The sequence below is a fragment of the Psychrobacter sp. BI730 genome (assembly GCF_013414195.1).
Classification (GTDB): domain Bacteria; phylum Pseudomonadota; class Gammaproteobacteria; order Pseudomonadales; family Moraxellaceae; genus Psychrobacter.
The window spans coordinates 17866-41812 of sequence record NZ_JAATTV010000020.1 but is presented as its reverse complement, the minus strand read 5'-3'; the positions used below and the strand labels follow the sequence as shown (position 1 = coordinate 41812).

General features: G+C 43.4%; 19 protein-coding genes and 1 pseudogene. 11 read left to right on the top strand and 9 right to left on the bottom strand.

The window, feature by feature from the left end:
* Window positions 1-121 precede the first annotated feature (121 nt).
* Window positions 122-844, top strand: coding sequence for a CHAP domain-containing protein (locus HCZ91_RS13010; protein ID WP_011513678.1), 723 nt, complete (start codon window positions 122-124; stop codon window positions 842-844).
* Between the two features lie 148 nt (window positions 845-992).
* On the opposite strand, the gene cadR is transcribed toward HCZ91_RS13010, so the two are convergent.
* Window positions 993-1403: a Cd(II)/Pb(II)-responsive transcriptional regulator gene (gene cadR / locus HCZ91_RS13005; protein WP_011513679.1), complete on the bottom strand. Its 411-nt coding sequence runs from the start codon at window positions 1401-1403 to the stop codon at window positions 993-995.
* Window positions 1404-1545: 142 nt separating this feature from the next.
* Here cadR and HCZ91_RS13000 point away from each other — a divergent pair, with 142 nt between their 5' ends.
* The 10 genes and pseudogenes from HCZ91_RS13000 (at window position 1546) to HCZ91_RS12955 (ending at window position 14247) form a co-directional block, all read left to right on the top strand.
* A complete protein-coding gene (locus HCZ91_RS13000; RefSeq protein WP_011513680.1) occupies window positions 1546-3762 on the top strand; it encodes a heavy metal translocating P-type ATPase in 2217 nt (738 codons plus the stop codon).
* A 121-nt stretch (window positions 3763-3883) separates the two neighbouring features.
* Window positions 3884-5932 carry a heme lyase CcmF/NrfE family subunit gene (locus HCZ91_RS12995; protein WP_087813586.1) on the top strand — a complete coding sequence of 683 codons (2049 nt, stop codon included), beginning with the start codon at window positions 3884-3886 and terminating at the stop codon, window positions 5930-5932.
* Window positions 5933-5938: 6 nt separating this feature from the next.
* Window positions 5939-6595, top strand: a complete 657-nt coding sequence (locus HCZ91_RS12990) for a DsbE family thiol:disulfide interchange protein (RefSeq protein ID WP_173240336.1) — start codon at window positions 5939-5941, stop codon at window positions 6593-6595.
* Complete coding sequence (locus HCZ91_RS12985; protein ID WP_045448069.1) at window positions 6592-7161, top strand: cytochrome c-type biogenesis protein; 570 nt, start codon at window positions 6592-6594, stop codon at window positions 7159-7161. Before HCZ91_RS12990 ends, HCZ91_RS12985 begins: the two co-directional genes overlap by 4 nt.
* Window positions 7158-8438 carry a c-type cytochrome biogenesis protein CcmI gene (gene ccmI / locus HCZ91_RS12980; RefSeq protein ID WP_045448072.1) on the top strand — a complete coding sequence of 427 codons (1281 nt, stop codon included), beginning with the start codon at window positions 7158-7160 and terminating at the stop codon, window positions 8436-8438. Before HCZ91_RS12985 ends, ccmI begins: the two co-directional genes overlap by 4 nt.
* A 141-nt stretch (window positions 8439-8579) precedes the next feature.
* Entirely contained in the window at window positions 8580-9287 is a 708-nt protein-coding gene (gene lspA / locus HCZ91_RS12975) for a signal peptidase II (protein WP_045448075.1), read from the top strand.
* Window positions 9288-9532: 245 nt separating this feature from the next.
* Window positions 9533-9895, top strand: coding sequence for a DUF3817 domain-containing protein (locus HCZ91_RS12970; RefSeq protein WP_087813587.1), 363 nt, complete (start codon window positions 9533-9535; stop codon window positions 9893-9895).
* 548 nt (window positions 9896-10443) lie between these two features.
* Complete coding sequence (locus tag HCZ91_RS12965; protein ID WP_011959997.1) at window positions 10444-11037, top strand: recombinase family protein; 594 nt, start codon at window positions 10444-10446, stop codon at window positions 11035-11037.
* Between the two features lie 306 nt (window positions 11038-11343).
* A complete protein-coding gene (locus tag HCZ91_RS12960; RefSeq protein WP_179799674.1) occupies window positions 11344-12927 on the top strand; it encodes a Fic family protein in 1584 nt (527 codons plus the stop codon).
* A gap of 438 nt (window positions 12928-13365) precedes the next feature.
* Window positions 13366-14247, top strand: a pseudogene (locus tag HCZ91_RS12955) (IS982 family transposase).
* A 116-nt stretch (window positions 14248-14363) separates the two neighbouring features.
* Here the strand turns inward: HCZ91_RS12955 and HCZ91_RS12950 are convergent.
* The 8 genes from HCZ91_RS12950 to HCZ91_RS12915 all read right to left on the bottom strand — a co-directional run bounded on the left by HCZ91_RS12950 (window position 14364) and on the right by HCZ91_RS12915 (window position 23942).
* Complete coding sequence (locus HCZ91_RS12950; RefSeq protein ID WP_036599449.1) at window positions 14364-15653, bottom strand: hypothetical protein; 1290 nt, start codon at window positions 15651-15653, stop codon at window positions 14364-14366.
* A gap of 97 nt (window positions 15654-15750) precedes the next feature.
* On the bottom strand, window positions 15751-16620 hold the full coding sequence (gene tatC / locus HCZ91_RS12945; RefSeq protein ID WP_011959994.1) for a twin-arginine translocase subunit TatC: 870 nt from the start codon (window positions 16618-16620) through the stop codon (window positions 15751-15753).
* A complete protein-coding gene (gene tatB, locus HCZ91_RS12940; protein WP_036599454.1) occupies window positions 16617-17003 on the bottom strand; it encodes a Sec-independent protein translocase protein TatB in 387 nt (128 codons plus the stop codon). Before tatB ends, tatC begins: the two co-directional genes overlap by 4 nt.
* Window positions 17004-17058: 55 nt before the next feature.
* On the bottom strand, window positions 17059-17343 hold the full coding sequence (gene tatA, locus HCZ91_RS12935) for a Sec-independent protein translocase subunit TatA (protein WP_011959992.1): 285 nt from the start codon (window positions 17341-17343) through the stop codon (window positions 17059-17061).
* A gap of 80 nt (window positions 17344-17423) precedes the next feature.
* A complete protein-coding gene (locus tag HCZ91_RS12930; protein WP_087945736.1) occupies window positions 17424-20042 on the bottom strand; it encodes a copper-translocating P-type ATPase in 2619 nt (872 codons plus the stop codon).
* Between the two features lie 575 nt (window positions 20043-20617).
* The gene (locus tag HCZ91_RS12925; protein WP_060492335.1) at window positions 20618-21112 is read right to left on the bottom strand and encodes a DUF305 domain-containing protein; all 495 of its coding nucleotides are present in this window, start codon (window positions 21110-21112) and stop codon (window positions 20618-20620) included.
* Between the two features lie 27 nt (window positions 21113-21139).
* A complete protein-coding gene (locus HCZ91_RS12920) occupies window positions 21140-22204 on the bottom strand; it encodes a copper resistance protein B (RefSeq protein WP_045448088.1) in 1065 nt (354 codons plus the stop codon).
* Between the two features lie 31 nt (window positions 22205-22235).
* A complete protein-coding gene (locus HCZ91_RS12915; protein WP_045448091.1) occupies window positions 22236-23942 on the bottom strand; it encodes a copper resistance system multicopper oxidase in 1707 nt (568 codons plus the stop codon).
* Window positions 23943-23947 lie beyond the last annotated feature (5 nt).

The window sequence follows — 23947 nt, the reverse complement described above, 5'->3', positions numbered from 1 at the left end:
GAATAATATGCAGCAGAAGTATCAGTCACTATGACGTATATATACTTGAGTTGTTGAAATTTAATTGACTGCGCTGTTGTTGATAACAGACCATTTTGAATTAACCGTAGGTATTAGATTTATGAAACAGGCTTTATTGATTTTGTCAGTACTGGGTATGGGCATAGCACAAACGAGTGGTGCTGCTATCACAATCTCTCAAACAAATAATACCATCACCAATACTTCTGTGGCATCAAACTACGGTTCATCAAAAAACATCTATAGCACTAGCAGTGGTGCTTATGTTTCTAGTAATGACGAAATCAGTCAAGCTATTAGCAACCTAAGTGCGCAGGCTAAGCAAAAAGAGAGTCGGCTTTCATCATTAAACAGCCGCTTATACGCTGAAAAACAACAGCAGCAAGTCAATACAGTTCCTGATAGCAATTCAGCCCCCGCTATCGCTGCTGCTCGTGCTTCACGAGTGGCTCTATCTGGTAGCTCTGGATACTGTGCCCGTTACGTACGTAAAGCACTACAATCAGCAGGTTATGAGTTCACCCCCAATCCTTCAGCCTATCAGTACGCCACTCGTGGCACGCTTGATAAAGCAGGTTTTAGCAAAATCAGTAATGATATGCCAACCCAAGTAGGTGATGTTATTGTCTATGATCGCTCATCAAAGCGTCCACATGGCCATATCCAAATCTTTGATGGCGAAAACTGGATTTCTGATTTCCGTCAGAACAGCATCAGCCCATACAGTGGTGTCTATGCTTATACCACATGGCGTGATTCAAAATACGTGGATGACGCATCCGCATCAGATCGAAATATCTACCTTGCTATGAATGATAAATAAGACCTGATAAGTCAGCACAACATAGTTATTATTTCCTCCAACCCCAGTAGTGATCTTAATATCATTGCTGGGTTTTTTTGTGCTTAACATCAGGGTGTATTTAACCTTTCATGATTTGATCAGTCAGAAATGAACACTACTAATATCATTACTCATGACAAGAATTATCGGCAAGAGCCTTTAATATCCCACATGATACCGCTGGTGCACTACTTGCACATTTCTGGCGCAAAACAGTCAAGTGCTGCTTTAAGTGCATCAGTTCTTCCATTCGTATTTCTACAGCATAAATTTGCTTATCTAGTAAGGAGCTCACATCACCACAGTCTTTATCAGGTTCCTCCCAAAACTCAAGTAAGATTCGTACTTCGTCTAGAGCCATGTCAAGCGTACGGCAGTGTAGGATAAATTGTAGACGCTCAATGTGCTCTTCATTATATAAACGATAATTCCCTGCGCTGCGAGAAGGCTCAGGTAATAAGTGCTCCTTTTCGTAATAGCGAATGGTTTCCACTGTGGCACCTGTGCGTTTAGCGAGCTCACCAATTTTGATTGTCATAATAACCTCTATGATTTAAATAATTAAAGTGGCTGTAAAGACTGGCGCTAGAGAAATTAAATTTACAAAACTGTAGATAGACAACCTTGACTCTAAAGCCACTAGAGGGTTCATAATACCATTATTCAAAGGGTAAATTATTATGAAATATCATATTGAAGGTATGGACTGTGCCAGTTGCATCGGCAAGATTGAAACAGCTTTGAAACGTATGCCTGGGGTTTCTGATGTTGAGCTAAATTTTGCTACAGAAACGCTAGAGCTAAGCTTGGCCCCTGATGCGCCGACTCAGGCTAGTGATATTGAAAAAACCATCAAAAGCCTAGGGTTCGGTATATCTGCCAATACTGGTCAACAAACTGTATCGGCTATTGATATTGACAGCGACAATCAGATGGCTCCGCAGGATAAGCGGTGGTGGCAAACTCAAAAAGGCAAACAGGTTGTTGGTCTCGGTATTTTGATGGGCAGCGCTTATGCACTGTCACTACTGTTCCCCGCTTATGGGATATGGGTGTTTGCCATCGCTGTGATTGTAGGCGTTTTTCCATTTGCACGCAAAGCCTTAGCACTGGCTAAAACAGGTTCATTCTTTTCAATTGAAACGCTGATGTCCGTCGCCGTGCTTGGCGCACTTATCATTGGTGAAGCTGAAGAGGCCGCAGCGGTTGTCTTTTTGTTCTCAATCGGTGAACTGTTTGAGAGTATCGCTGCTGATCGCGCTCGCGCTGGCATCAGAGCCTTATCATCGCTGGTTCCGAAAAGTGCGATTTTACTTGATGCTCAAGGTGGGCAGCGTAACGTTCCAGCGACTTCACTACAAGTGAATGACCTTGTGCTGGTGCGTCCTGGAGATAGGGTATCTGCTGATGGTTCCATTGTTCAAGGTGCGTCCAGCCTTGATGATTCGCCCGTGACGGGAGAGTCTGTTCCTGTTGCCAAGACGATGGGTGACAATGTATTTGCAGGGTCAATTAACATCGATGGTGTGCTCCAAGTGCGCGTAGAAAAGACAGCCGCCGATAACACTATTTCGCGCATTATTGATTTGGTAGAGCAAGCGCAAGCTTCCAAAGCACCCACTGCCCGTTTTATTGAGAAATTCAGTCGTTACTATACACCGGCTGTGATGGCTATTGCCGCCCTAATTATCATCGTCCCACCGTTAACCATGGGCGGAGATTGGTCAACTTGGTTATATCGAGGTCTAGCCTTATTATTGATCGCTTGTCCTTGTGCTCTTGTGCTCTCAACACCAGCTGCTATCGCCTCTGGTCTAGCGGTCGGTGCGCGCCGCGGCTTGCTGATCAAGGGCGGTAGTGCTTTAGAAACCATCGGCCAAGTGAAGACAGTCGCTTTTGACAAGACAGGCACTTTAACTGAAGGTAAACCACGCGTGACCGATGTTGTTGACATTACACAAGAGTATTCAAGTGTTCAAGGTCAGGATTCTCAGGATCAGGGTTCTCAAGGTAAAGATAAGGTATTGGCGCTCTTTGCCAGTGTGGAGACAGGTTCTAGTCACCCGCTTGCTGAAGCTATTGTCAGTCATGCCAAAGCCGCCAAAGTTGTCATACCTGTGGCTTCTAAAGCTTCTGCTACTGCGGGTAAAGCGGTACACGCAACTATCGCTGGGCGCGCGCTAGCTATCGGTTCGCCTGTTTATGCCGCAGATGAGGCATCAATTTCAGCCGAGCAACAGGCACAAATCGAGGCGCTGCAAAATGAGGGCAAGACCGTCTCAGTTCTTTTCGATGAGCAAAGTCGAGAAGTGCTTGGATTGGTCGCACTAAGAGACGAGTTACGAGACGACGCTCATGAAGGTGTGGCTCAACTTAAAGCGATGGGTGTGCGCTCCGTCATGCTAACAGGCGACAACCGCTTAACCGCTCAAGCACTTGCCAGTAATTTAGACGTGGAATGGGAAGCTGAGCTGTTGCCTGAGGACAAACTGCGCTTGCTTAACGAGATGAAGAATAACAGCAAAATAGCGATGGTGGGTGATGGTATTAACGATGCGCCAGCACTAGCAACCGCTGATGTTGGCATCGCGATGGGTGGTGGTACCGATGTGGCCATTGAGACGGCCGATATCGCATTATTAAAAAGTCGTGTTACAGACATGGCCCATCTGATTGCACTTTCGCGTGCCACCATGCGCAACATTCATCAGAACGTCATTTTCGCTTTAGGTCTCAAAGGCGTCTTTCTGATCACGACCGTATTCGGCATTACTGGACTATGGATTGCGGTTCTAGCTGATGCTGGAGCAACAGTGCTCGTTACTCTCAATGCGTTACGTTTACTGCGCTTTAAAGGCGCGCCTCCACTGGTAACTCCGCCTAAAGTAGTTAAATAAAACCCTTCGAAATCAATTAAAAACTAGAGATAGCAGCAGATTTCGGGGGTGGGTTCTAATAATAAAAATTCCACCGCTACAGTAAACTGCAACCGCATTAGAGTAAATAAGGTTAGACCGTATGTTGATTACAGAATTGGGCTATTTTGCCTTGCTTACCGCTTTTGTATTGGCGTTATTGCAGGTAATTCTGCCAACTATTGGTGTTATTCGTAACCAAGTTGCTTGGCAACGACTAGCCCCTAGCTTAGCTTGGGCACAGTTTGCCGCCATGATAACGTCATTTGGCGCTTTGATAGCAGGTTTTTATTATAATGATTTTAGCCTCAGTTACGTCGCGCAGCATTCCAATACGCTGTTGCCTTGGTACTATAAATTATCGGCGACATGGGGCGGACACGAGGGCTCTTTGCTGCTATGGATGACCATCATGGCCACATGGTGTGCACTGGTATCATACTTTAGTCGCGGCTTGCCGTTATCAATGCGTGCGCGGGTATTAGTTATTTTGGCCGGTGTACAGTTAATGATGCTAACAATGCTGATATTTACCTCGTCACCGTTTGAGCGTACCTTACCCAATCTAGCGGTCGATGGCGCTGATTTAAATCCTGTCCTACAAGATTTCGGTCTGATTATTCATCCGCCCATGTTATATATGGGCTATGTGGGTATGGTAGTGCCTTTTGCATTTTGTATGGCGGCATTGTGGGAAGGGCGTTTAGATGCTGCTTGGACACGCTGGTCACGTCCATGGGCGCTCGCGGCTTGGGGATTTTTGACCATTGGTATTGCACTGGGCTCGTGGTGGGCCTACTACGAGCTTGGCTGGGGCGGTTGGTGGTTTTGGGATCCGGTAGAGAACGCCTCGTTTATGCCTTGGCTTGTCGGCTTAGCATTGCTGCATTCATTAGCAGTCACTGAAAAGCGCGGGGTGTTTAAAGCATGGACCATCATGCTGGCTATTTTCGCTTTTGCCTTAAGCTTGCTTGGCACGTTCCTGGTACGCTCTGGAGTCCTTACCTCAGTGCATTCGTTTGCCGCTGATCCGACGCGTGGTTTGGTCATCTTAGCTATTCTTGGCATTATCATCGGTAGTGGTCTATTAATGTTTGCCGTTCGCGGTTGGCGTTTGACGGTTGAGAGTCAGTATCAGCTGGTTTCGCGCGAGTCTTTCTTAGTCATTAATAACGCTATTATCTTGATTGCAACGCTCGTGGTATTGCTCGGTACACTTTATCCTATTATCGCTGATGCCTTTAGTCTCGGTCAGGTATCTGTAGGGCCTCCATACTTCAATGCGCTGTTTGTGCCTTTGACATGGCTGTTGTTAATCGCTATGGGTATGGGCTCTAATATTCGCTGGAAACAAGATAAGCGTCCGTTACTAGGGGTGGGTATCGCCATTGCCGCTAGTAGTATCGTATTGGCTGCTATTATCGCCTACTTTACCAGTCCATCTGCTATGTTCAATATTGGCGTGACTTTAGCGGTGAGCTTTTGGGTACTGCTATGGATGATCGTTGACTTTAGAGACAAAACCAAGAACGCCCCTAATTTCTTTAAAGGTCTGCGTCAGCTGCGTCTGAGCTATTGGGGTCAACAGACTGCTCATATTGGCGTATTGGTTGCTGTCATTGGCATAGCCTTTACTAGTAGCTTGAGTATTGAGCGTGACGTAGCAATGGGTATTGGCGATACAGTCAATGTTCAAGGTTACGATTTTGAAGTAACTGAATTTTTTGAAATAAAGGGGAGTAACTTTGATGCAACGCAAGCTGAGGTTGTAGTGACTAAGAATGGCCAAGAAGTGGCAACGCTATATCCTGAAAAACGTACGTATATTATCAGCACTATGCCAACAACTGAGGCCGCTATTGACCCCAATCTTATGCGCGATGTTTATGTCGCACTGGGCGAACCTATTGCCGATGGTAGTAACCAATGGGCATTAAGGATTTATGTAAAACCATTAATTCGCTGGATTTGGTTAGGGGCAATTATCATGGCTCTAGGTGGATTAATTAGCATGCTTGATAAACGATACCGCATCAAAAAAGTTAAAGCTCCATTGCTAGTTACTGGTGATCTGGCTACTGATGGAGTCAATGAGGTAGCTATTGAACAGGCAATCTCAGCATCGACGATGTCGACACTAAAGGAGAAATAAATGACTATGTCGAATAATACTCCTGAGCAAAAAGATAGCCAAAACAGTAAGCAGCGTAACCCAAAGACAATGAAAAAAAAGCAGACGAAGCTATGGTTCTTAATTCCGCTTATCCTCTTTTTTGGTTTGGTAGTTATATTGTACATGCGCTTAGGTAAACCAACAGACATTGTGACCAATACCGCTCTTGAGCGTCCGGTTCCTACCTTTGAGCTGCCGTTATTAGCAGATACTACCCGTACTATCACCAATGATAATTTGCCGGATAAGCCGTTTTTACTTAATGTTTGGGGCTCATGGTGCCCAACTTGCGTTATTGAGCATCCGTTTTTAATGCAACTAGAAGAGCGCGGCGTTGATATCGTTGGTGTGAATTATAAGGATGAGATTGGTAATGCGCTCAGTTACTTAAACCGAGGCGGTGATCCATTTTCTATGTCTATTCAGGATTCATTGGGTCAGTTTGCTCTAGACTTAGGCATAACTGGTGCGCCCGAAACCTTTGTTGTGGATGGAGATGGCATCATTCGTCAGCATATTGTTGGTGAGGTTAATGAAGCCAATTGGCAACAGCGTGTTAAGCCGTGCCTGACCGTACTTAATGAGGCTAATAAGAACAACGATAGTCCTGATCTCATTCAGGTTGAGGAGATGTGCAAATGAACGTTATTCGAATAAGAGCTCCTCAACTAAAACCCAATATAGTTTTAAAACTAGCAAGCTTAATACTAGCGTGTCTGCTTAACATGACGGCAAACGCAGCTATTGACGTATACGATTTTGACTCACCACAGCAAGAAGCTCAGTATCGTGGATTAATAGAAGAGTTTCGCTGCCCAAAATGCCAAAATCAAAACCTTGCAGCCTCTGATGCACCGATTGCACAGGATCTAAAGCAAAAAGTCTATGATTTAATTAAAGATAGACGTAGTGATGCTGAAATACGCGTCTATATGCAAGAGCGCTACGGTGACTTTATTAGCTACAAGCCGCCTATGCGACCATCAACATGGATCCTATGGTTTTTTCCACCACTATTATTGCTCGTCTTAATTATTGGTTGGTTTTGGCAAAGTAAGCGTCGCCAAGTTGTTGCCCGTGGTCAAAGCGGCGTCACAGTGAACAGTACTGCTGCCTTGACCTCTACGGAAAAGGCTGAGCTTGATCGTCTATTATCGCAAGCTGAGAGTGTCGACCACGACATTACTAGCCTAGAGGACAAAAAATGACTCTATTTTCTACTTTTGGCTTATTTGTAACTCTAAGCTTGCTGATTGCTCTTATATTTGCGCTGATTGCTATTATGCCATGGCTACGAGCACCGCGTTTGCAGTCCAAACCAATAGACAATCAACTGCTAGATATTAATGTTGCAGTATTTCGCGAACGTTTAGCTGAGCTACAAACAGATAAAGACAGCGGTACTATTAATAATAGCCATTATCAAAATCAAAAGCTGGAGCTTGAGCGTCAGCTATTAGATGCGCAGCGTCAGATAACACCTATGGTCACCCCTGATGTCAAAAGCCGTTTAATTGTCGCAGCTTGGATCCCAATATTGGCTGCAATGGCGTATTTACTAATAGGCAATCGTACGCCCGTGTTTGATTTGTGGACAGCTGAGGACAAAGTAGGACAAGTGGCTGACGACCTATTGACAGCTAAAATTGACAAGCCGCCATCATGGGCGTTTGAAGATGGTCGTCAACTGATTAGCGCCATGCAAACCAATGTTCATCGTAATGCTGATGATCCTAATCGCTGGATGCGCCTATCCGAGCTTTTCTTATCTATGGAGGCAACTGATTCTGCGCTGGAAGCCTTATCTCGTGCCTATCGTTTAGCTCCTGAAAATGAAGAAATCGCCACCACTTATGCTCAGACTAGCTTTTTCGTTAATGAAGGTCAGTTAGACGCCAATATTCGCCGTGTATTACAAGCTATATTAGCTAAGAATCCGCAGCATGAACGGGCTCAAATGCTCATGGCAATGGGTGAGACTCGTAGTAGTAACTTTGCCCAAGCGCAAGGTTGGATTAAACGCTTACAAGGCAGCATTGTGGCCAAACCAGGTGATCATACTAAAGCTTTAGCAAGCTTAGATGAGTTAAGCAACTACGTTAGCACGCAAGAAAAGCAAGCGCTAGAAGGTATTGACGTGACAGTGAAAATTAACGCTAATTTATTACCGTTAGTGAAAGCTGATGATGTGTTGTTTGTTGCGATACGTGACGTTAAAGGAGGTCCACCGTTTGCCGCCAAACGTTTACCCATTAGTGTTATTGAGCAAGGTGAGGCCAGTATCCGCTTAAGCAATCTTGATGCGATGATGCCAGATCGCACGTTAAATTCAGCTCGTAGTGACAAAACTCAGTTAGCAGTCGTTGCTCGTATTAGTCATAGCGGTAATGCCATAGCAGAGTCAGGCGACTTATCGGGTAATCCGATAGTGATTAGTGCTGAACAGACTCAGGTTAATATTGAAATCAATCAACAGATTCCCTAATAAAAAATTATTACCGTAAGTTTCATAATACCAGAGCGGTAAGTGGAGCCGTTTTTAAAAGTGGCGCTATTAATAGTCGTATACTAAAAACATATACGTTTAACATTGTTCATTGTATAAACACAGATAAAGAAAACAACTATGACTGAATCTACCGACAGATTAGATAGTACTAAATTGAATAGCGTTGAATCGGCTAGTACTAATATTGCTGACAATAAAGTACCTATAGCTGTGAGTAGTACTCATCAATCAATTGACTCTAAAACCATGAATCATACGCCTAAAGCTATGTACGTAACCTCAGGCAACTCGATAACACCTAAAGGTAAGTTGAATAAAATGCCAAAAATGGTTGCCAATGGCAGTCGCGCTTTTATCTGGTATTTGTTGGCGATAATGGTATTAATACTTGATCAATGGACTAAGTGGTTGGCCCAAACCAAATTAGCGTTCAATGACCCCGTACCGGTCATTGAACCATTTCTCAACTGGACACTCGCTTATAACTATGGGGCAGCATTTAGCTTTTTAGCCGACGCTGGCGGTTGGCAGAAATGGTTTTTCTCAGGCTTAGCTTTTGTAATGGCTATCTTTTTAACGGTTTATTTAATCAAAGCGCCACGTGCAGCCAAGCTATTGTCCATGGGGTTAGCCTTAATGCTCGGTGGTGCGATTGGCAACTTAATCGATCGTTTAAGAATTGGTAAAGTGGTTGACTTTATCCATGTGCATTATGCTGATGTCTGGAATTATCCTATTTTCAATGTTGCAGATATAGGTGTCTGTGTCGGTGTCGCATTGATTATAATTGACATGATATTTTTAGAAAGTAAGCGTAATAAATAAGCACATTGATGCCGATTATCACAAACAAAATGAACTAGCGTCGTAGTCACTCTATACGGAAAAATACTTTTTATACTTGAGTATGTTTATAAAATGTGAACTGGAAGGTAATGTATGACTGGTATAGGTACTCACTCATTTTAGGTCTTAAAACCCAATACTTAAAAGCTCTGCGTAGAGCCATTATTATAGAGACATTGAATAATCCATAAATTCTTTATTGATAATAACAAAAGGAAAATATAGTGTCACAGGCTCAGCCAACTATTGAAAAAATTCACAGCCTTAGAAAAAAACAAGAGACCGCGTTAAAAAGTCTTACCCTTATAGGCTACCTAGAAGGCACCTCTTTCTTATTATTGCTCTTCATCGCCATGCCACTAAAATATATGCTGGATATTCCAGAAGGTGTGAAATACATCGGTATGGCACACGGTATTTTGTTTATTACCTATATCATAATACTTATAGGCTCAGCTATCAAAATGAAAATGCCTCTTTGGGCAATACCTGCGGGCGTACTCGGCTCACTCTTACCTTTTGGCCCATTTATATTCGATCATTTACTAAAAAATAACTTACAGAAAAGTGTAAGTAAAGAAGCCTAGAACAAGCTCTGCTACAAATGATACAAATGATACAAACGTATATTATTACTCAAGATTATTTTTCCTAACTAAATTACAAGCCGCCATCACTCATCATGGCGACAAATGAATAATATTGAGCAGAAATTAATCACAATAAAACTTTGATTCAGACCCAGTATGAATAGTCTTACACTCTAGTTACTTTTCCAACTTATCTTACATACTATCGACAAACCCGTCTTGTTTAAAAGCTAAACAGGTTTTGTCATCCGCGATGGATTTCCTGTTATCGTAGGGTATACCCCAAGGAAACCAGTTATTTTACCTTTCAAACCTATTAACAGACTACTTAAAGCAGACTGTTAGCATGGAACCATCTATAACAGACTTTTGAATTATAAGACTGGCTGCTGTGCTTTTTTCCTATCATTAGCCTATACCCAAAACATAAAACCTTTAAATGATAATCTATCTATCATTAGACTTTTTTATATTATTAAATGATAGTAATATCTTGTTATTATCAATGAGCACTAATTATTAAGTCTAAATAATAGAGGTGGGTTATGACTGTTCGTATTTATGTGAGAGCCAGCACTAAGGATCAAGACGCTACCAGAGCATTGGCTGATTTGGTGGCTTTCAGTACAAGTTATGATGATAACCATGTTGAGTACGTCGAGCATTTCAGTGGTACAAAGCTCGATAGACCATTATTAGCCAAGCTGCTAAAGGACGCTGAGCAAGGCGATATTCTACTGGTTGAAAGCGTGGATAGATTAAGCCGATTATCTCAAGATGATTTTGCAATTCTAAAGCAGCGTATCAAAGACAAAGGCTTGCGATTGGTGGTGGCTGATCTACCAACGACGCATACAGTTAATAATGGCATGACAGGTGAGATCCTAACAGTGATTAACCATATGCTGATCGACTTATTAGCAACGATGGCAAAGCTTGATAACGACAAGCGTAGAGAGCGTATCAAGCAGGGATTGGCTAACAGTGGCTATAAGCCCTCCGGTAAGAAGCCTAATACAACGAAACACAATCGTATTAGAGAATTAGACAGTCAAGGCAATATGACAAAAGAGGAAATCGCTAAGGCAGTTGGTGTTGGCGTAGCTACTGTTTACCGGGTGTTAAAGCCAGGCTCATAGCTGAGGTATTTTATTTTATTTTTGTTCATAAACAGCTGATATATAAGGCTTTACACGCGAGGCAAGAAGGCTTTATTTGCAGAAATAGGTACTCTATTACTACGTAGCTGTGTTAAGAACGGTGTATTTTCATCATTCAATTTCGTTCAATTATGCCCACTTAAAACGCCCTTCGATCTTTATCTAAAGACATCACAGCGTCATATAAAAATCGATTTAATGCAATGAGGCTTCATTATAATCATTATATTGCATTCATAATCGCTTTTCTGCAAAATGGCTTATCTAGAATCGCTTGAGCCCCTCATGATGAATACCCCTACTTCAGACCCTATTGGCGCAGCATGGCTTATCCGTTATGCCAGCATCGAGCTGGTTTCGCCTTTATATGTCAGCAGTAGTATCGGTGGGCGCAGGCAAACCTATAAAGACGGTGATGTCATCCATAATGCTTATCAGGAAACCGCGCGTCCACTGGACACGATCATTGCGCACTTACAGTTTCACATGCGTCATGAAGTACTGAATTTGGAGTTACTGGCTCGTCTGTTTGAGCAGATAGGGGCTAATGACGTACAAGCATGGGTAAACGCTGAGCCCACAGGCAGCTATGCCCGTAGAATGGCTTTCTTGTATGAATGGCTCATGGGTCAGCAGTTAGCAGTACCGAGTAATTTAGGCGGTAACTATGTGGACGCTTTAGATGCTAAGAAGCAGGTTACTTCAAGCCCTGCGCATGTCATAAAGAATGCTCGTTGGCGTATCAATGACAATCTTGCAGGAACCCGTCATTTCTGTCCTCAACTGGTGAAAACAGAGGCATTTACGAAAGCCGCTGCACTCGATATTGCCACAATGGTTGACAAGCTGAACGATGAATTTGGGCAAGACTTACTGATGCGTGCCTCCGTATGGATGACATTACGAGAGAGTAAAGCCAGTTTTACTATAGAAGGTGAAGGGAAAGAGTTAAAACGTATTGAACGTTTCGCCGATGTAATGGCAAGGCGTACCGGCAAGGGCGATATCCCGCTTGATCCTGAGTCGCTAGCAGAGTTGCAACAAGAGATACTTGGTAGCAAAACGGTCATCCAGCAGTATGGCGTCCGTCAATCTCCAGTTTTTGTGTCGCATACCCAGGTGAATGGCTTTAAAGAAATTGTGCATTATATCGCGCCACCTGCTGATGACATTGCTAATAAGCTAGCAGGATTACAGGTATTTATGGAGAAGACTGAGGGACAATCAGCACTGATGCGTAGTGCTGTTGTCTCCTTTGCCTTTGTGTATATTCATCCATTAGCGGATGGCAATGGCCGCGTACATCGCTTTTTAATTAATGATGTCCTTAGACGAGACCAAGTCATTCATGAGCCGATTATCCTACCTATATCACAAGCCATTGCTGAGCATCCCTCAGACCGTCATGCCTATGATAAAATCTTAGACCGTGTCTCTGTGCCCCTTATGAAGCAAATCCGTGATCATTACAGCTTTGATAAACAAGCGATTACTTACCCTGATGGTATTCGCTCAAACTTAAATTTTGAAGACAGTCACCTTATTCAACCGGCATGGCGCTTTATGGACCTGACGCCTCATGTTCAGTACTTATCAGGACTGATTGCGCATGTTATTGAAAAAGAGATGCATAACGAGTCACAGTACCTAAGACAACATGACCATGCACGACTGGCGATAAAAGAGATTATTGAGATGCCCAACAGCTATGCCGATAGAATCATTCGCAGCATGCTACAAAATAAAGGTGCTAAAAGTAATAAGCTACTTAAGGATTATCCGTTTTTGGCAAATGAGGCAGTTTGGGATGACATTTTTGCTGTCGTTGTAGAAACCTTTAAAGATGAGACAGATGATTTGAATAGGTAGGGGAAACCCTGCTATACGCAGGGAAGCCTACTTTGATAATCAATCTGGTATAAATATCATCGTTGCGATGATGATTCGGCTATAAGAGATTCGGCTGAAATACCATAGCCTAAAACGTAATCAATATTTTTCTTGACCCTATTTACGCTAATAAACTACTTAAAACAGACTGTATAAAAGGAACTGCTGATAACAGACCATTGTAATTTGACAAGCCTTGATACAGATAGTCAAAATGATTTTGAGTATTTGAGTATTTGAGTATTTGAGTATTTGAGTATTTGAGTATTTGAGTATTTGAGTATTTGAGTATTACTTCGCTTCTTTAGTTATGATAACCCCAGTTCGGGATAAGCGCTCAAAAAAAAGATAAAAAAAGAAGTCCAAAGTTGCTAAAGTAAGTTTACCAAGACAAACTTCACAACAAGGACTTCTTACATGGACAACCTAACCGAACTATACTGCCATATTGACGACTTTTATTAGCAATTCAAACCTGAGTTTGACGCTCACTTAATCGCAACGGGACACCAAAGGTTAAGAGCATGCCAGATAAGTGTAGCAGAGATTATGACCATCTTGGTACTGTTTCATCAACGGCGGTATCGACAGTTTAAGTCTTTTTACTACCACCATATGCATGGCATGATGAAACAGGAGTTTCCAAACCTGCCGAGCTACTCACGATTTATAAAGCTTATGCCGCGCAGTATCATGCCACTGTGTGCCTACTTGCAAAGCATGATGGGCGACTGTACAGGTATCAGCTATATTGATTCAACCAAGATAGCAGTTTGTCATAACAAACGTATCTACCGTCATAAAGTCTTTAAGGGACTTGCAACCCGAGGCAAAAGCAGCATGGGCTGGTTTTACGGCTTTAAGCTGCACGCCATTATCAATCACAAGGGCGAGCTTGTATCTGTTAAAGTCACTGCGGGTAATACGGATGACAGAGTGCCTGTTAAGGATATGGCAACGCCTGTGTTTGGCAAGGTGTTTGGGGATAGAGGCTATATCAGTAAAGCACTGAACGAGTGGCTCACAAAACACAGTGATACTAGGCTGATAACGAAACTTCGGCGTAATATGAAACCGCAAGTACTCAAGCCGATAGATGAGGCGCTACTCAATCATCGCTCTTTGGTTGAGACGGTGTTTGGGGAGCTGAAAAACTTGTGTCAGATTGAGCATTCACGCCATCGTAGTGTCACGGGTTTTATTACAAACTTGCTGTCAGGTTTGATTGCTTATCGCTGGTTTCCCTATAAACCCACCATCAAAAACATGCCTCAGCAAGGGCAGGTGGCTACATTGTAAATAGTATCAATGAGTTACAATGTGGCTTATCCCGAACTGGGGTTAGGTAAGAAGAATATTGAATTAGTTAACCGGACTTATAACAGCCTAATGCCATCTAAATAAGACCTAGACGATCACACCTGAAAGACAGGCGCGAATCCACCGCCTGGCGTACGGAAGTTAGTCACCTGACCTTGATACACACGCGCAGCAGGTAGTAACAGTTTTCCGCCATACGTATAAAGACGTATATCTACCTTTCTTGTTGTTACGATGTCATCAATTTTGAGTGATCTCTCTCCTGCAGGGACAAAGGTCTGTGCGATATAATCTTCATCCAGAATGTTTTCGAAGACGCGTCGAGTCAGTTTGCTACCGCGATAAACGCCTTTGCTTCCATGACCAGCAACTGGCTTAAAAAACAGTTGCCGCCGAGTAAGCCACAACTCTGCTGCATCGTCTCTTGATACAATCTTAGTCCTCGGTACAGACCTTTCGAGGCACTCCACTGCAGCCTCATCCAGACCCCAAGAGCGCAATATTTGGGAGTCTGATAGCAATGTCAGGTTTTGCTTATTGGCCAACATAGCATGTACGCGGGGATTGGGTGTCACTACCACAGCACCCTCTAAATAAGCCTGCTTAAGCAATACATGGTCAGGGTCCTCAAATGCAAAGTCGACAAGCCGATTGTAAATCATATCGATTTTCTGGCCATGGGCTGTTAACGTACCGTCGATATACTCGAGTTCAGAGGGATCAAGTATCACAGTATCAATACCTCTAGCTTGGAGCAGTTGACAGGCTAACTCAAACTCTAAGAACATGAACTGACTCTCGGGGTCATTGTCCACAATGGCTATCCGATTGGGCATAGCAACAGCGGACTGTCGCTGCCATTCCTGTTTGAACATGTCAAACACTGCTTCCTCGAACCTATCTAGCATTTGATTGGTTGCAGCGCTTTGCTCTGAGGGGTTGCAACAGCGTTTTTGTGCGCGAGCGAGCAACACATTCAGAAATGCGCCACCGGCATTAGTATTGACCTCGATGAGCTGAGGTCCATCGCTACCCAAGTGAAAGTCATAACCCATGAGGGCCCCTATTGGGCCTGGGTCGAAAGCAGCTATTTCTGGTGCCCACGACAGCACTTGCTCTTGATACAATGGCAGTTCGGCAGCTGACTCGATAGCCCTGACGATTCGCTCCATCGCCTCTATCTCTGTTTTGGGAACGAACACGGGTGTTGCTGAAAAAAGCTTATTAAGCTCGTTCGCTCCTATTGGATTGTTTCTAGTTTCTACCAATTGATCTTGAAGGCTTGTATTAAGCGCTTTACGATCAAGGGTAATGCAGTAGCACTCTTGGTTAAGTCGATTTGCAAGACCGTCATTTTTTTCGTTGTTATTAGTTGGGTGTTCCATTTAGAGTCCGTCGCTAAGTAGAGTACTCACGCTGACATACTCTAGTAAAAAGTAAAAAGTAAAAAGTAAAAAAGGTTCTTGGCGTATTTAAGTAGTGCTAGCTACTTTCTAATGTTTCATTCCCTGAGACTAAATCATTATTTCGTTCATTTTTAATTAATATCTTTGCTAAGAGTAAACCCAGCTCAAATAATAGCCACATAGGAATCGCCAACAACAGCATTGATACACCATCAGGCGGTGTCACTACCGCGGCGATCCCAAAACAGCCGACTATGATATAACGACGCTTATCTTCTAAAATTTGAGTAGAAACGATTCCGGCCATTATCAGCAATAAGGTAACCACTGGAATCTCAAAAGTCAGTCCAAACACCATAAATAGCTTGAGGGCAAAGCTCAGATAACTGTCAATATCGGTCATTGGTATAACGTTCTGCGGAGCGAACATAATAAAAAATTTCAATACCCCTTTGAGTACGACAAAGTAGGAAAAAGCAACACCAGCATAAAATAGAAATATCGAAGATAGCAGTACAGGAATGGCAATTTTCTTCTCTTTTTTATATAAGCCGGAAGCTACAAATGACCAAATTTGATACAGGATATAAGGCATTGCTAAAAATGCGGCGACGAATATCGTTAAGCGAATGGGTGCCATAAAGTTTGACGTTATATCAGTGGCAATCATGGTCGAATTGATGGGTAACTGCGCCACTAATGGGTCTGATAAAAGATTATAAAGCTCGCGTGAAAATCCCACCAATACTAAGAATATAATTAAGACGACCACGCATATTCTTATTAAGTGCGTACGCAGCTCGATTAAATGTCCGGTAATAGGCATATCGCCAAGCGTACCTAACGTATCTCCAGACTCACTATTCTGTGTTGTATCTGTTGGCGCCTCAAACTCTATATCTGTTATTTTTTCTTGTCGACTTTTTTGCCGTTTAAATAGGCTCACTGATCCGCCTCCTGTTTAATGAACGAGGAGGTAGTATTCTGTTGATGGTCTTTATCATAAGGGGTGATTGACTGATGTGAAGCGTCTAGGCTTTGGTTCTGTGACTGCTCAAACTTTTGCATACTGCCACGCATTTCTGCTAATTCGCGCTTCATATCCGACTCGGTCTGACGGATTTTCGCAAGTTCATTTTGCATTTGTTGACGTGTTTCAGCTAGATCAAGCTCAGCTTCTATTTCAGATTGTAGAGTGGATACTGTACGGCGCAGTTTGGCATACCATTGCCCAGCGGTACGTGCGGCTTGCGGCAGTTTTTCTGGGCCCAATACGATTAAAGCAATGACGCCAAACAAGAGTAATTCGGAAAACCCAATATCAAACATAACAGTCACATATATTAATAGACTACTTAGTGCCGCTATTTATAAGCGGCGCGCTTCATACTTTAGGCTGGTCATCAGTGGAAATAGGGCTGATTTCCATATCATCAGCCTGATTACCTACACGCGTATTTAAATCATTACTTGCAGCTGGCGTACTATTTTCATGGCTAAGCACATGATTTTTGCGAGCATTCTCGGGTTCTTCATCTTTGACCGCTTCTTTAAAACCCTTCACCGCACCGCCTAAATCTTTACCTGCATTTTTAAGCTTGGCAGTACCAAATACGACCACCACTACGACCAATAAAATCAGCCAATGTGTAATAGAAAAGCTGCCCATAACGGTATCCTTATATTTTGTGATCTTGTTTAGACCAGTATGTGTCAGTGTGCTTTAGAACACTTTTTACCGTACCAGAATTATAGTTTCAAACGGCGCAATCGCAGCGCGTTAGCAATCACCGAGAATGACGACAAGCTCATCGCTGCCGCTGCTATCATCGGACTGAGCAGAAGCCCAAATGTGGGATAGAGCACACCTGCGGCAATAGGAACACCAAGTGCATTGTAGATAAAGGCAAAAAACAGATTCTGTCTGATATTGCGCATGGTGGCGTGGCTAAGCTTATAAGCTTTGGCAATGCCCATTAAATCACCTTTTAGCAGGGTAATGCCCGCACTCTCCATCGCCACATCGGTACCGGTTCCCATAGCGATACCAACATTAGCTTGCGCTAGCGCTGGTGCGTCGTTGATACCATCACCCGCCATAGCGACCAATTTACCGCTGTCTTGCATTTCTTTGACGATACGGTTTTTATCCTCTGGTGAGACATCCGCATGAACTTCATCAATACCTAGTTTATTGGCGACTGCCTGCGCGGTTTTTTCGTTGTCACCGGTTAGCATCACAACTTTTAAACCTGCGTCATGAAGCAGTGAAATAGCCTCTTTAGTGCTTGGTTTAATAGGGTCAGCAACTGAAATAATACCAGCAGCTTTACCGTCTATAGCCACAAACATTACCGTTTCACCGTCTTTTCTACGGACATCAGCTTTAGTGGACAGCTCATTATCAAAACTATTTAGGCTTTCCATAAGCTTAGAGTTACCAATAGCGACTTTCTTACCATCGACCACGGCTTGTACGCCTTCGCCAGTAGTCGAATTAAAGTCAGTAGCTTTAGGAATAATGAGTGATCTTTCTTGAGCTGCTCTAACGATAGCTTCTGCTAAAGGATGCTCGCTAGCGCTTTCTACTGAGGCTACCAATGCGAGGAACTCGTCTTCATCTTGACCTACCTGCGCATCAATTGCGGTAAGCTCGGGCTTACCAGCGGTCAGTGTTCCGGTCTTGTCGACGACAATGGTATCGACTTTTTCCATACTCTCTAACGCTTCAGCATTTTTGATGAGGACGCCGTTTTGCGCGCCTTTGCCGGTACCAACCATAATGGACATCGGCGTCGCTAGACCAAGGGCACAAGGACAAGCAATAATCAGTACCGCAATCGCGTTAACCAAGGCATAGGCCATAGCGGGCTCAGGGCCGAATATCGCCCAGACAATAAAGGTAATGACGGAGCAAATAAGCACGATCGGTACGAACCACCCAGCTACCTTATCTACCAATTTCTGTATAGGTGCGCGGCTACGCTGGGCTTCAGCAACCATTTGTACAATTTTAGATAATACTGAATCTGCTCCAACATTGACCGCTTCGACTAATAGCGTTCCGGTGCCATTTACCGTACCACCAGTCACTGTATCTCCTGCTACTTTTGATACAGGGATTGGCTCACCCGTCACCATTGATTCATCAACATTACTATTACCATCGATCACTGTACCATCTACGGGTAGTTTCTCACCTGGTTTAACCCGTAGCTTATCGCCAGTGACGACCTCATCAAGCGAGACTTCGACTTCTTCACCGTTTTCATCGACACGTCTTGCGGTTGGTGGTGCGAGCTCAAGCAAAGCTCTAATCGCACCTGAAGTTTGACTTCTAGCTTTGAGCTCTAATACTTGACCCAGTAGCACCAAGGTCACAATGACCGCTGCCGCTTCATAGTAGACTCCGACTTGACCAGAGGCATCTCTGAAACTGTCTGGGAAAATATCGGGAAAAAAGGTCGCGACAATACTAAAAATATAAGCAGCGCCTACGCCTATCGCAATCAAGGTAAACATATTTAGATTGCGGCTTTTTATAGACTGCCAGCCACGGACGAAAAACGGGGCGGCGCCCCAAAGCACTACAGGGGTCGCGAGCACTAACTCAGCCCATTGTAAGATCTTTGAGGAGATACCATACTGACTAAAATTAACTACGTTTAAGTCAAACATACCGCTCATCACATATATTAATAGCGGTACAGTCAACACGGTACATATCCAAAAACGACGAGTCATGTCGTCAAGCTCTGAGGTGTCCTCTTCACCGATAGTAAGCGTTTCGGGCTCAAGCGCCATACCACATATCGGACAACCGCTATTTCTAACGTCTCTCACTTCAGGATGCATAGGACAGGTATATACCGTGCCATCGTAATCAGCAGGTACTTTATCGTATTTACCGCCTTTAACAGATTTTACTCCGCTACTATCAGTATCCTTTCCATGACAGCTAGCGTGACTATCATCTTTAGCAACTTCGTCTTCAGGTTTAAGAAACATGCCACATATTGGGCAGTCACTTTTTTCAACATCTCTTACTTCTGGATGCATAGGACAAATATAGACCGTACCGCTATAATTTTCCGGTATCTTGTCGTACTTATCGTCTTCGACAGAATTTACCTCATTACTATTATTAGCATCCGCTCCATGACAATGCGCATGACTATCTTCATGGTTGTTGGATTCAGCAACCTCGTCTTCAGGTTTAAGAAACATGCCGCATATCGGACAATCGCTCTTTTCAGTATCTCTAACCTCAGGATGCATCGGGCAGATATAAACCGTACCACTATAATTTTCTGGTACTTTATCGTACTGACCACCTTTGATAGATTTTTCATCGGCAATATGTTTCATAAAACCACTCCTTGAAGACAATAAATATTTATAATAAGTACAACTCTTAAAGCACTATCATCAATCCTCGATTGCTATTCATCTAATCATTAATCTAAAAACCTCTAAAAAATAATTTCTATACTTTTCAATTGGAATTTAGTTTTTATCACGCAAATACTTGAGCAGTGCCATGATTGTTAGTACTAGTACTGCGAAAAATAGTAGCGCAAACAACAAGCAGAGAGCCATCCAACCCCAACCCATGCCTTCCATCATAGTATTTCTCCAAGACTCATAGCACTCATATTGACAGTGGTGGGCGAGCGTATACTTTTAGATGCTTACTATCACTCAAGAATAGCAATCGACAGATATTGAACATTTCGATATAGGAATAAGAGGTTTTGAAATAAGAACAGTAAAACAAAGAGCAGTTACTGCAGTTGAAGGGGTAGGTAAAAAATCACATTAATTATCTGTGCAATCTGTCCTTTTAAGGTAAAGGTACCAGCGAAGACTATAGCGCTGATACCAGGTATCACCATTTTTTCATAATCAATTTCTTAGCTTGCCATACCTCTATATATAGCCGTCTATTCGAGCTCTTCAATAAGCGCTTGCATCTCAGCGATTTCACGCTTTTGCGCTTTAATAATATCGTCAGCGAGCTGTTGTACTCTAGGGTCTTCAATATCTGCTCTTGAGCTCGTCAAAATGGCAATCGAGTGATGAGGTATCATGGCTTGCATCCAATCGACTTGATCAACCGTTGCTTGGGAACGCACACCCCAAATACCTACAGCAAACATTACTACACTTATTCCATAAACCAGTAGATTTACCTTGGTCTTCTTATACATATTACCCATAAAGGCCAGCATAATGACGGCCATACCGGCACCCATGTAGAGCGCCATATAAGCTCGGGTCTCACTAAAATAAACATGATCCAATTGATAGGTATTAAAATACATCATGATAAACATTACAATCGTAGACGTCAGAATCATCAAAGTGAACTTCACATAAGGATTCATGCCCTGTTGATGGCTTTGATGATTCATGCTGTTTTGATCAGAAGTATTCATAATATATCTCCTATAATTTTGACAATGTTAGAACCAGAATTTAACACCGGCAGTCAAACTACTGCTATCAACCGATTCATTTTCTTGACGCCGCTGGTCACGCGCACTGCCAAGAGCCGTCTCATAGCTCACACCGACGTAAGGTGCCAGTTGACGACCTAAGGTTTCATAAGTCAGTCTAACTTCAGTCTCTAATTCATTGAATCCCTTGGTGATATGATTGTCAATATCGTCTTTACTAAAAGCTGACAGACCAACTTCCGGTATCACAACCCAGTGCTGACTCAAACGCCATTCATATTCTGCACCAAGATCAAGCCTAACTTGACCATCGGTGTAGAGATATGCTCTAGCATCTGTTTCAATAAAGTAAGGCATTGTGCCGACAATACCGGCCATAATGGCAGGCTTATCATTCTTGGTATCATAGGCGACCCCTGCTTCGCCATTCCAAAAAATACTTAGCGGCTTCCAGTAAGACAATGAGGTCAGACTATCAATGTCTTTCTCATCTTTGGTCTGAACACTACCTTCACTACGTAAAGATAGACGGCGCTCATCTAGGCCATACCAAGCACTAACCTCATAATTAATCTGATCGTCATCAAACTGATAGCCTAAATCGTCTACAGAAACGCCCCATAATGGCATATCACCCATCATCATAGGCTGACCATAGCGTCCATAGGGAACACCGTTTGAATAGTCAGGACTGCGAGCATCAGCTGGAGCTTTACCACCTTGCATACCTGACATATCCATACTGCCATGGTCCATGCCTGACATATCCATGCCACTGTGATCCATATCCGACATGCCCATACCAGACATATCCATTTTGCTATGATCCATATCCGACATGCCCATACCAGACATATCCATTTTGCTGTGATCCATATCCGACATGTCCATACCAGACATATCCATTTTGCTGTGATCCATATCCGACATGTCCATACTACTATGGTCCATATCTGACATAGTCATGTCTTTTTTAGCAGTGGCAGGGTCAGCAGCATTAGCAAATGATGATGCTAGTAATACCAATGATGATACCCCAGCGAACCGTAAACCCACTTTATGTATTTTCATCTCATCTCTCACCTATCAACCAAAGATTTGCTTAAACGACCGCCACTTCTCTGAACATACCGGCTTCCATATGATAGAGCAGATGACAATGCCATGCCCATCGACCAGCTTCTCCTGTGACATCAAAGCTAATTTTTTGAGCTGGTTGCACCATCATAGTATGCTTGCGCACCTGAAACTCACCGTTAGGCATGCGCAAATCGCTCCACATCCCATGTAAATGCATCGGATGATTCATCATCGTGTCATTGACTAAGGTAATACGCACGCGCTCACCCGGCTTGATATTGACCGGCGTGGCCTCACTGAACTTAACCCCATCAAACGCCCAAATATAGCGCTCCATGTTACCGGTTAAATGTAGCTCGATCTCTCGGGTAGGCTTGCGCTGCTCCGCAAATATTGCCTCATCGACAGAGCGTAGCTGACTATAATTCAATACCTCTCTATTAATATTGCGCAGGTTGATACCTGGATCGTCAAGGTTCATACGTGGACTGTCCACACGCATATCAGACTTAAAGTCATATTCTGTTTTAGCGTGCTTAGCTTTATAACCATTAGCACCCATAGCACCCATCATATCTGCCATGGTGAGCCATTCAATTTTGTCCATAGCAGGCGTTGCCGCACGAGCACCTTCTTTGGTGGCAAGCGTTGCTGCGACATAGCCCGAACGGTCTATGTTTTGGGCAAATATGGTATGCGCATCTTTGGTCGGGGTGACAATGACATCATAGGTCTCAGCCACGCCAATACGAAAATCATCAATAGCGACTGGTGCGACATCATTACCATCCGTTGAGACGACTGTCATTTTAAGACCGGGTATGCGTACATCAAAGATGGTTTGCGCTGAGGCATTGATAAAGCGTAATTTAACGCGCTGTCCTGCTTTGACGATTTGCGCCCAATTAGCTGCGGTCGTTTTGCCATTGATAAGGTAGGTAAATGTGTTTTCACCCGACAAGTCCGTAAAATCAGTGGGCATCATGCGCATCTGATTCCACATTTTGCGCTTATCAAACGCGGTTTTCATATCCGTTTCGGCAATATCAGCAAGCAGTTTTTTGAAGTCTGGTAGATGGTAGTTGTCAAAGTCGGCGCGCTGTTTGAGCAGCTTCAAGAGATTATGCGGGTTGCGGCTGGTCCAATCACTAAGCACGATCACATGGTCTTCGTCGATAGGATGACGCTCACGCCCTTTAGGTTCAATCACAATGGCACCCAGCATACCGGTTTGTTCTTGGAACCCACTGTGTGAGTGATACCAATAAGTGCCTGATTGTTTTAATTTGAATTTATAAGTAAAGGTGCTGTTCGCAGGAATGCCATCAAAGCTAATGCCCGGCACCCCATCCATCTCAAACGGTACTAGTAGTCCATGCCAATGGATAGAGGTTGATTCATCCATCTGATTATGAACACGTATCACCACCGTATCGCCTTCACGCATTTTTAGCGTCGGTGCTGGTAGTGAATCATTGATGAGCGTCGCCATGCTCTTTTTGCCGTTCACAATAGCGGACTGTTTACTGACGTATAAATCAAACTCTTTCCCTGTCAATACAGGTACTTTATGAACGTTTTGATCACTATTAATAGTAGCGCCCTGACTGCCTGAGCGACTCGATTGTCCCAATGCGCTACTAGCAATAGTCGGCATCAAGGAGGCACCAAGGACAGCAGAGGATCCGGTTAAAAAACGTCGGCGGTTCAGTATGTTCTTTTTATTCATAATGA

Coding starts and splice junctions, on each gene's coding strand:
- HCZ91_RS13010 (WP_011513678.1), top strand. CDS start 122: ATGAAACAGGCTTTATTGATTTTGTCAGTACTGGGTATGGGCATAGCA.
- cadR (WP_011513679.1), bottom strand. CDS start 1,403: ATGACAATCAAAATTGGTGAGCTCGCTAAACGCACAGGTGCCACAGTG.
- HCZ91_RS13000 (WP_011513680.1), top strand. CDS start 1,546: ATGAAATATCATATTGAAGGTATGGACTGTGCCAGTTGCATCGGCAAG.
- HCZ91_RS12995 (WP_087813586.1), top strand. CDS start 3,884: ATGTTGATTACAGAATTGGGCTATTTTGCCTTGCTTACCGCTTTTGTA.
- HCZ91_RS12990 (WP_173240336.1), top strand. CDS start 5,939: ATGTCGAATAATACTCCTGAGCAAAAAGATAGCCAAAACAGTAAGCAG.
- HCZ91_RS12985 (WP_045448069.1), top strand. CDS start 6,592: ATGAACGTTATTCGAATAAGAGCTCCTCAACTAAAACCCAATATAGTT.
- ccmI (WP_045448072.1), top strand. CDS start 7,158: ATGACTCTATTTTCTACTTTTGGCTTATTTGTAACTCTAAGCTTGCTG.
- lspA (WP_045448075.1), top strand. CDS start 8,580: ATGACTGAATCTACCGACAGATTAGATAGTACTAAATTGAATAGCGTT.
- HCZ91_RS12965 (WP_011959997.1), top strand. CDS start 10,444: ATGACTGTTCGTATTTATGTGAGAGCCAGCACTAAGGATCAAGACGCT.
- HCZ91_RS12960 (WP_179799674.1), top strand. CDS start 11,344: ATGATGAATACCCCTACTTCAGACCCTATTGGCGCAGCATGGCTTATC.
- HCZ91_RS12950 (WP_036599449.1), bottom strand. CDS start 15,653: ATGGAACACCCAACTAATAACAACGAAAAAAATGACGGTCTTGCAAAT.
- tatB (WP_036599454.1), bottom strand. CDS start 17,003: ATGTTTGATATTGGGTTTTCCGAATTACTCTTGTTTGGCGTCATTGCT.
- tatA (WP_011959992.1), bottom strand. CDS start 17,343: ATGGGCAGCTTTTCTATTACACATTGGCTGATTTTATTGGTCGTAGTG.
- HCZ91_RS12930 (WP_087945736.1), bottom strand. CDS start 20,042: ATGAAACATATTGCCGATGAAAAATCTATCAAAGGTGGTCAGTACGAT.
- HCZ91_RS12925 (WP_060492335.1), bottom strand. CDS start 21,112: ATGAATACTTCTGATCAAAACAGCATGAATCATCAAAGCCATCAACAG.
- HCZ91_RS12920 (WP_045448088.1), bottom strand. CDS start 22,204: ATGAAAATACATAAAGTGGGTTTACGGTTCGCTGGGGTATCATCATTG.
- HCZ91_RS12915 (WP_045448091.1), bottom strand. CDS start 23,942: ATGAATAAAAAGAACATACTGAACCGCCGACGTTTTTTAACCGGATCC.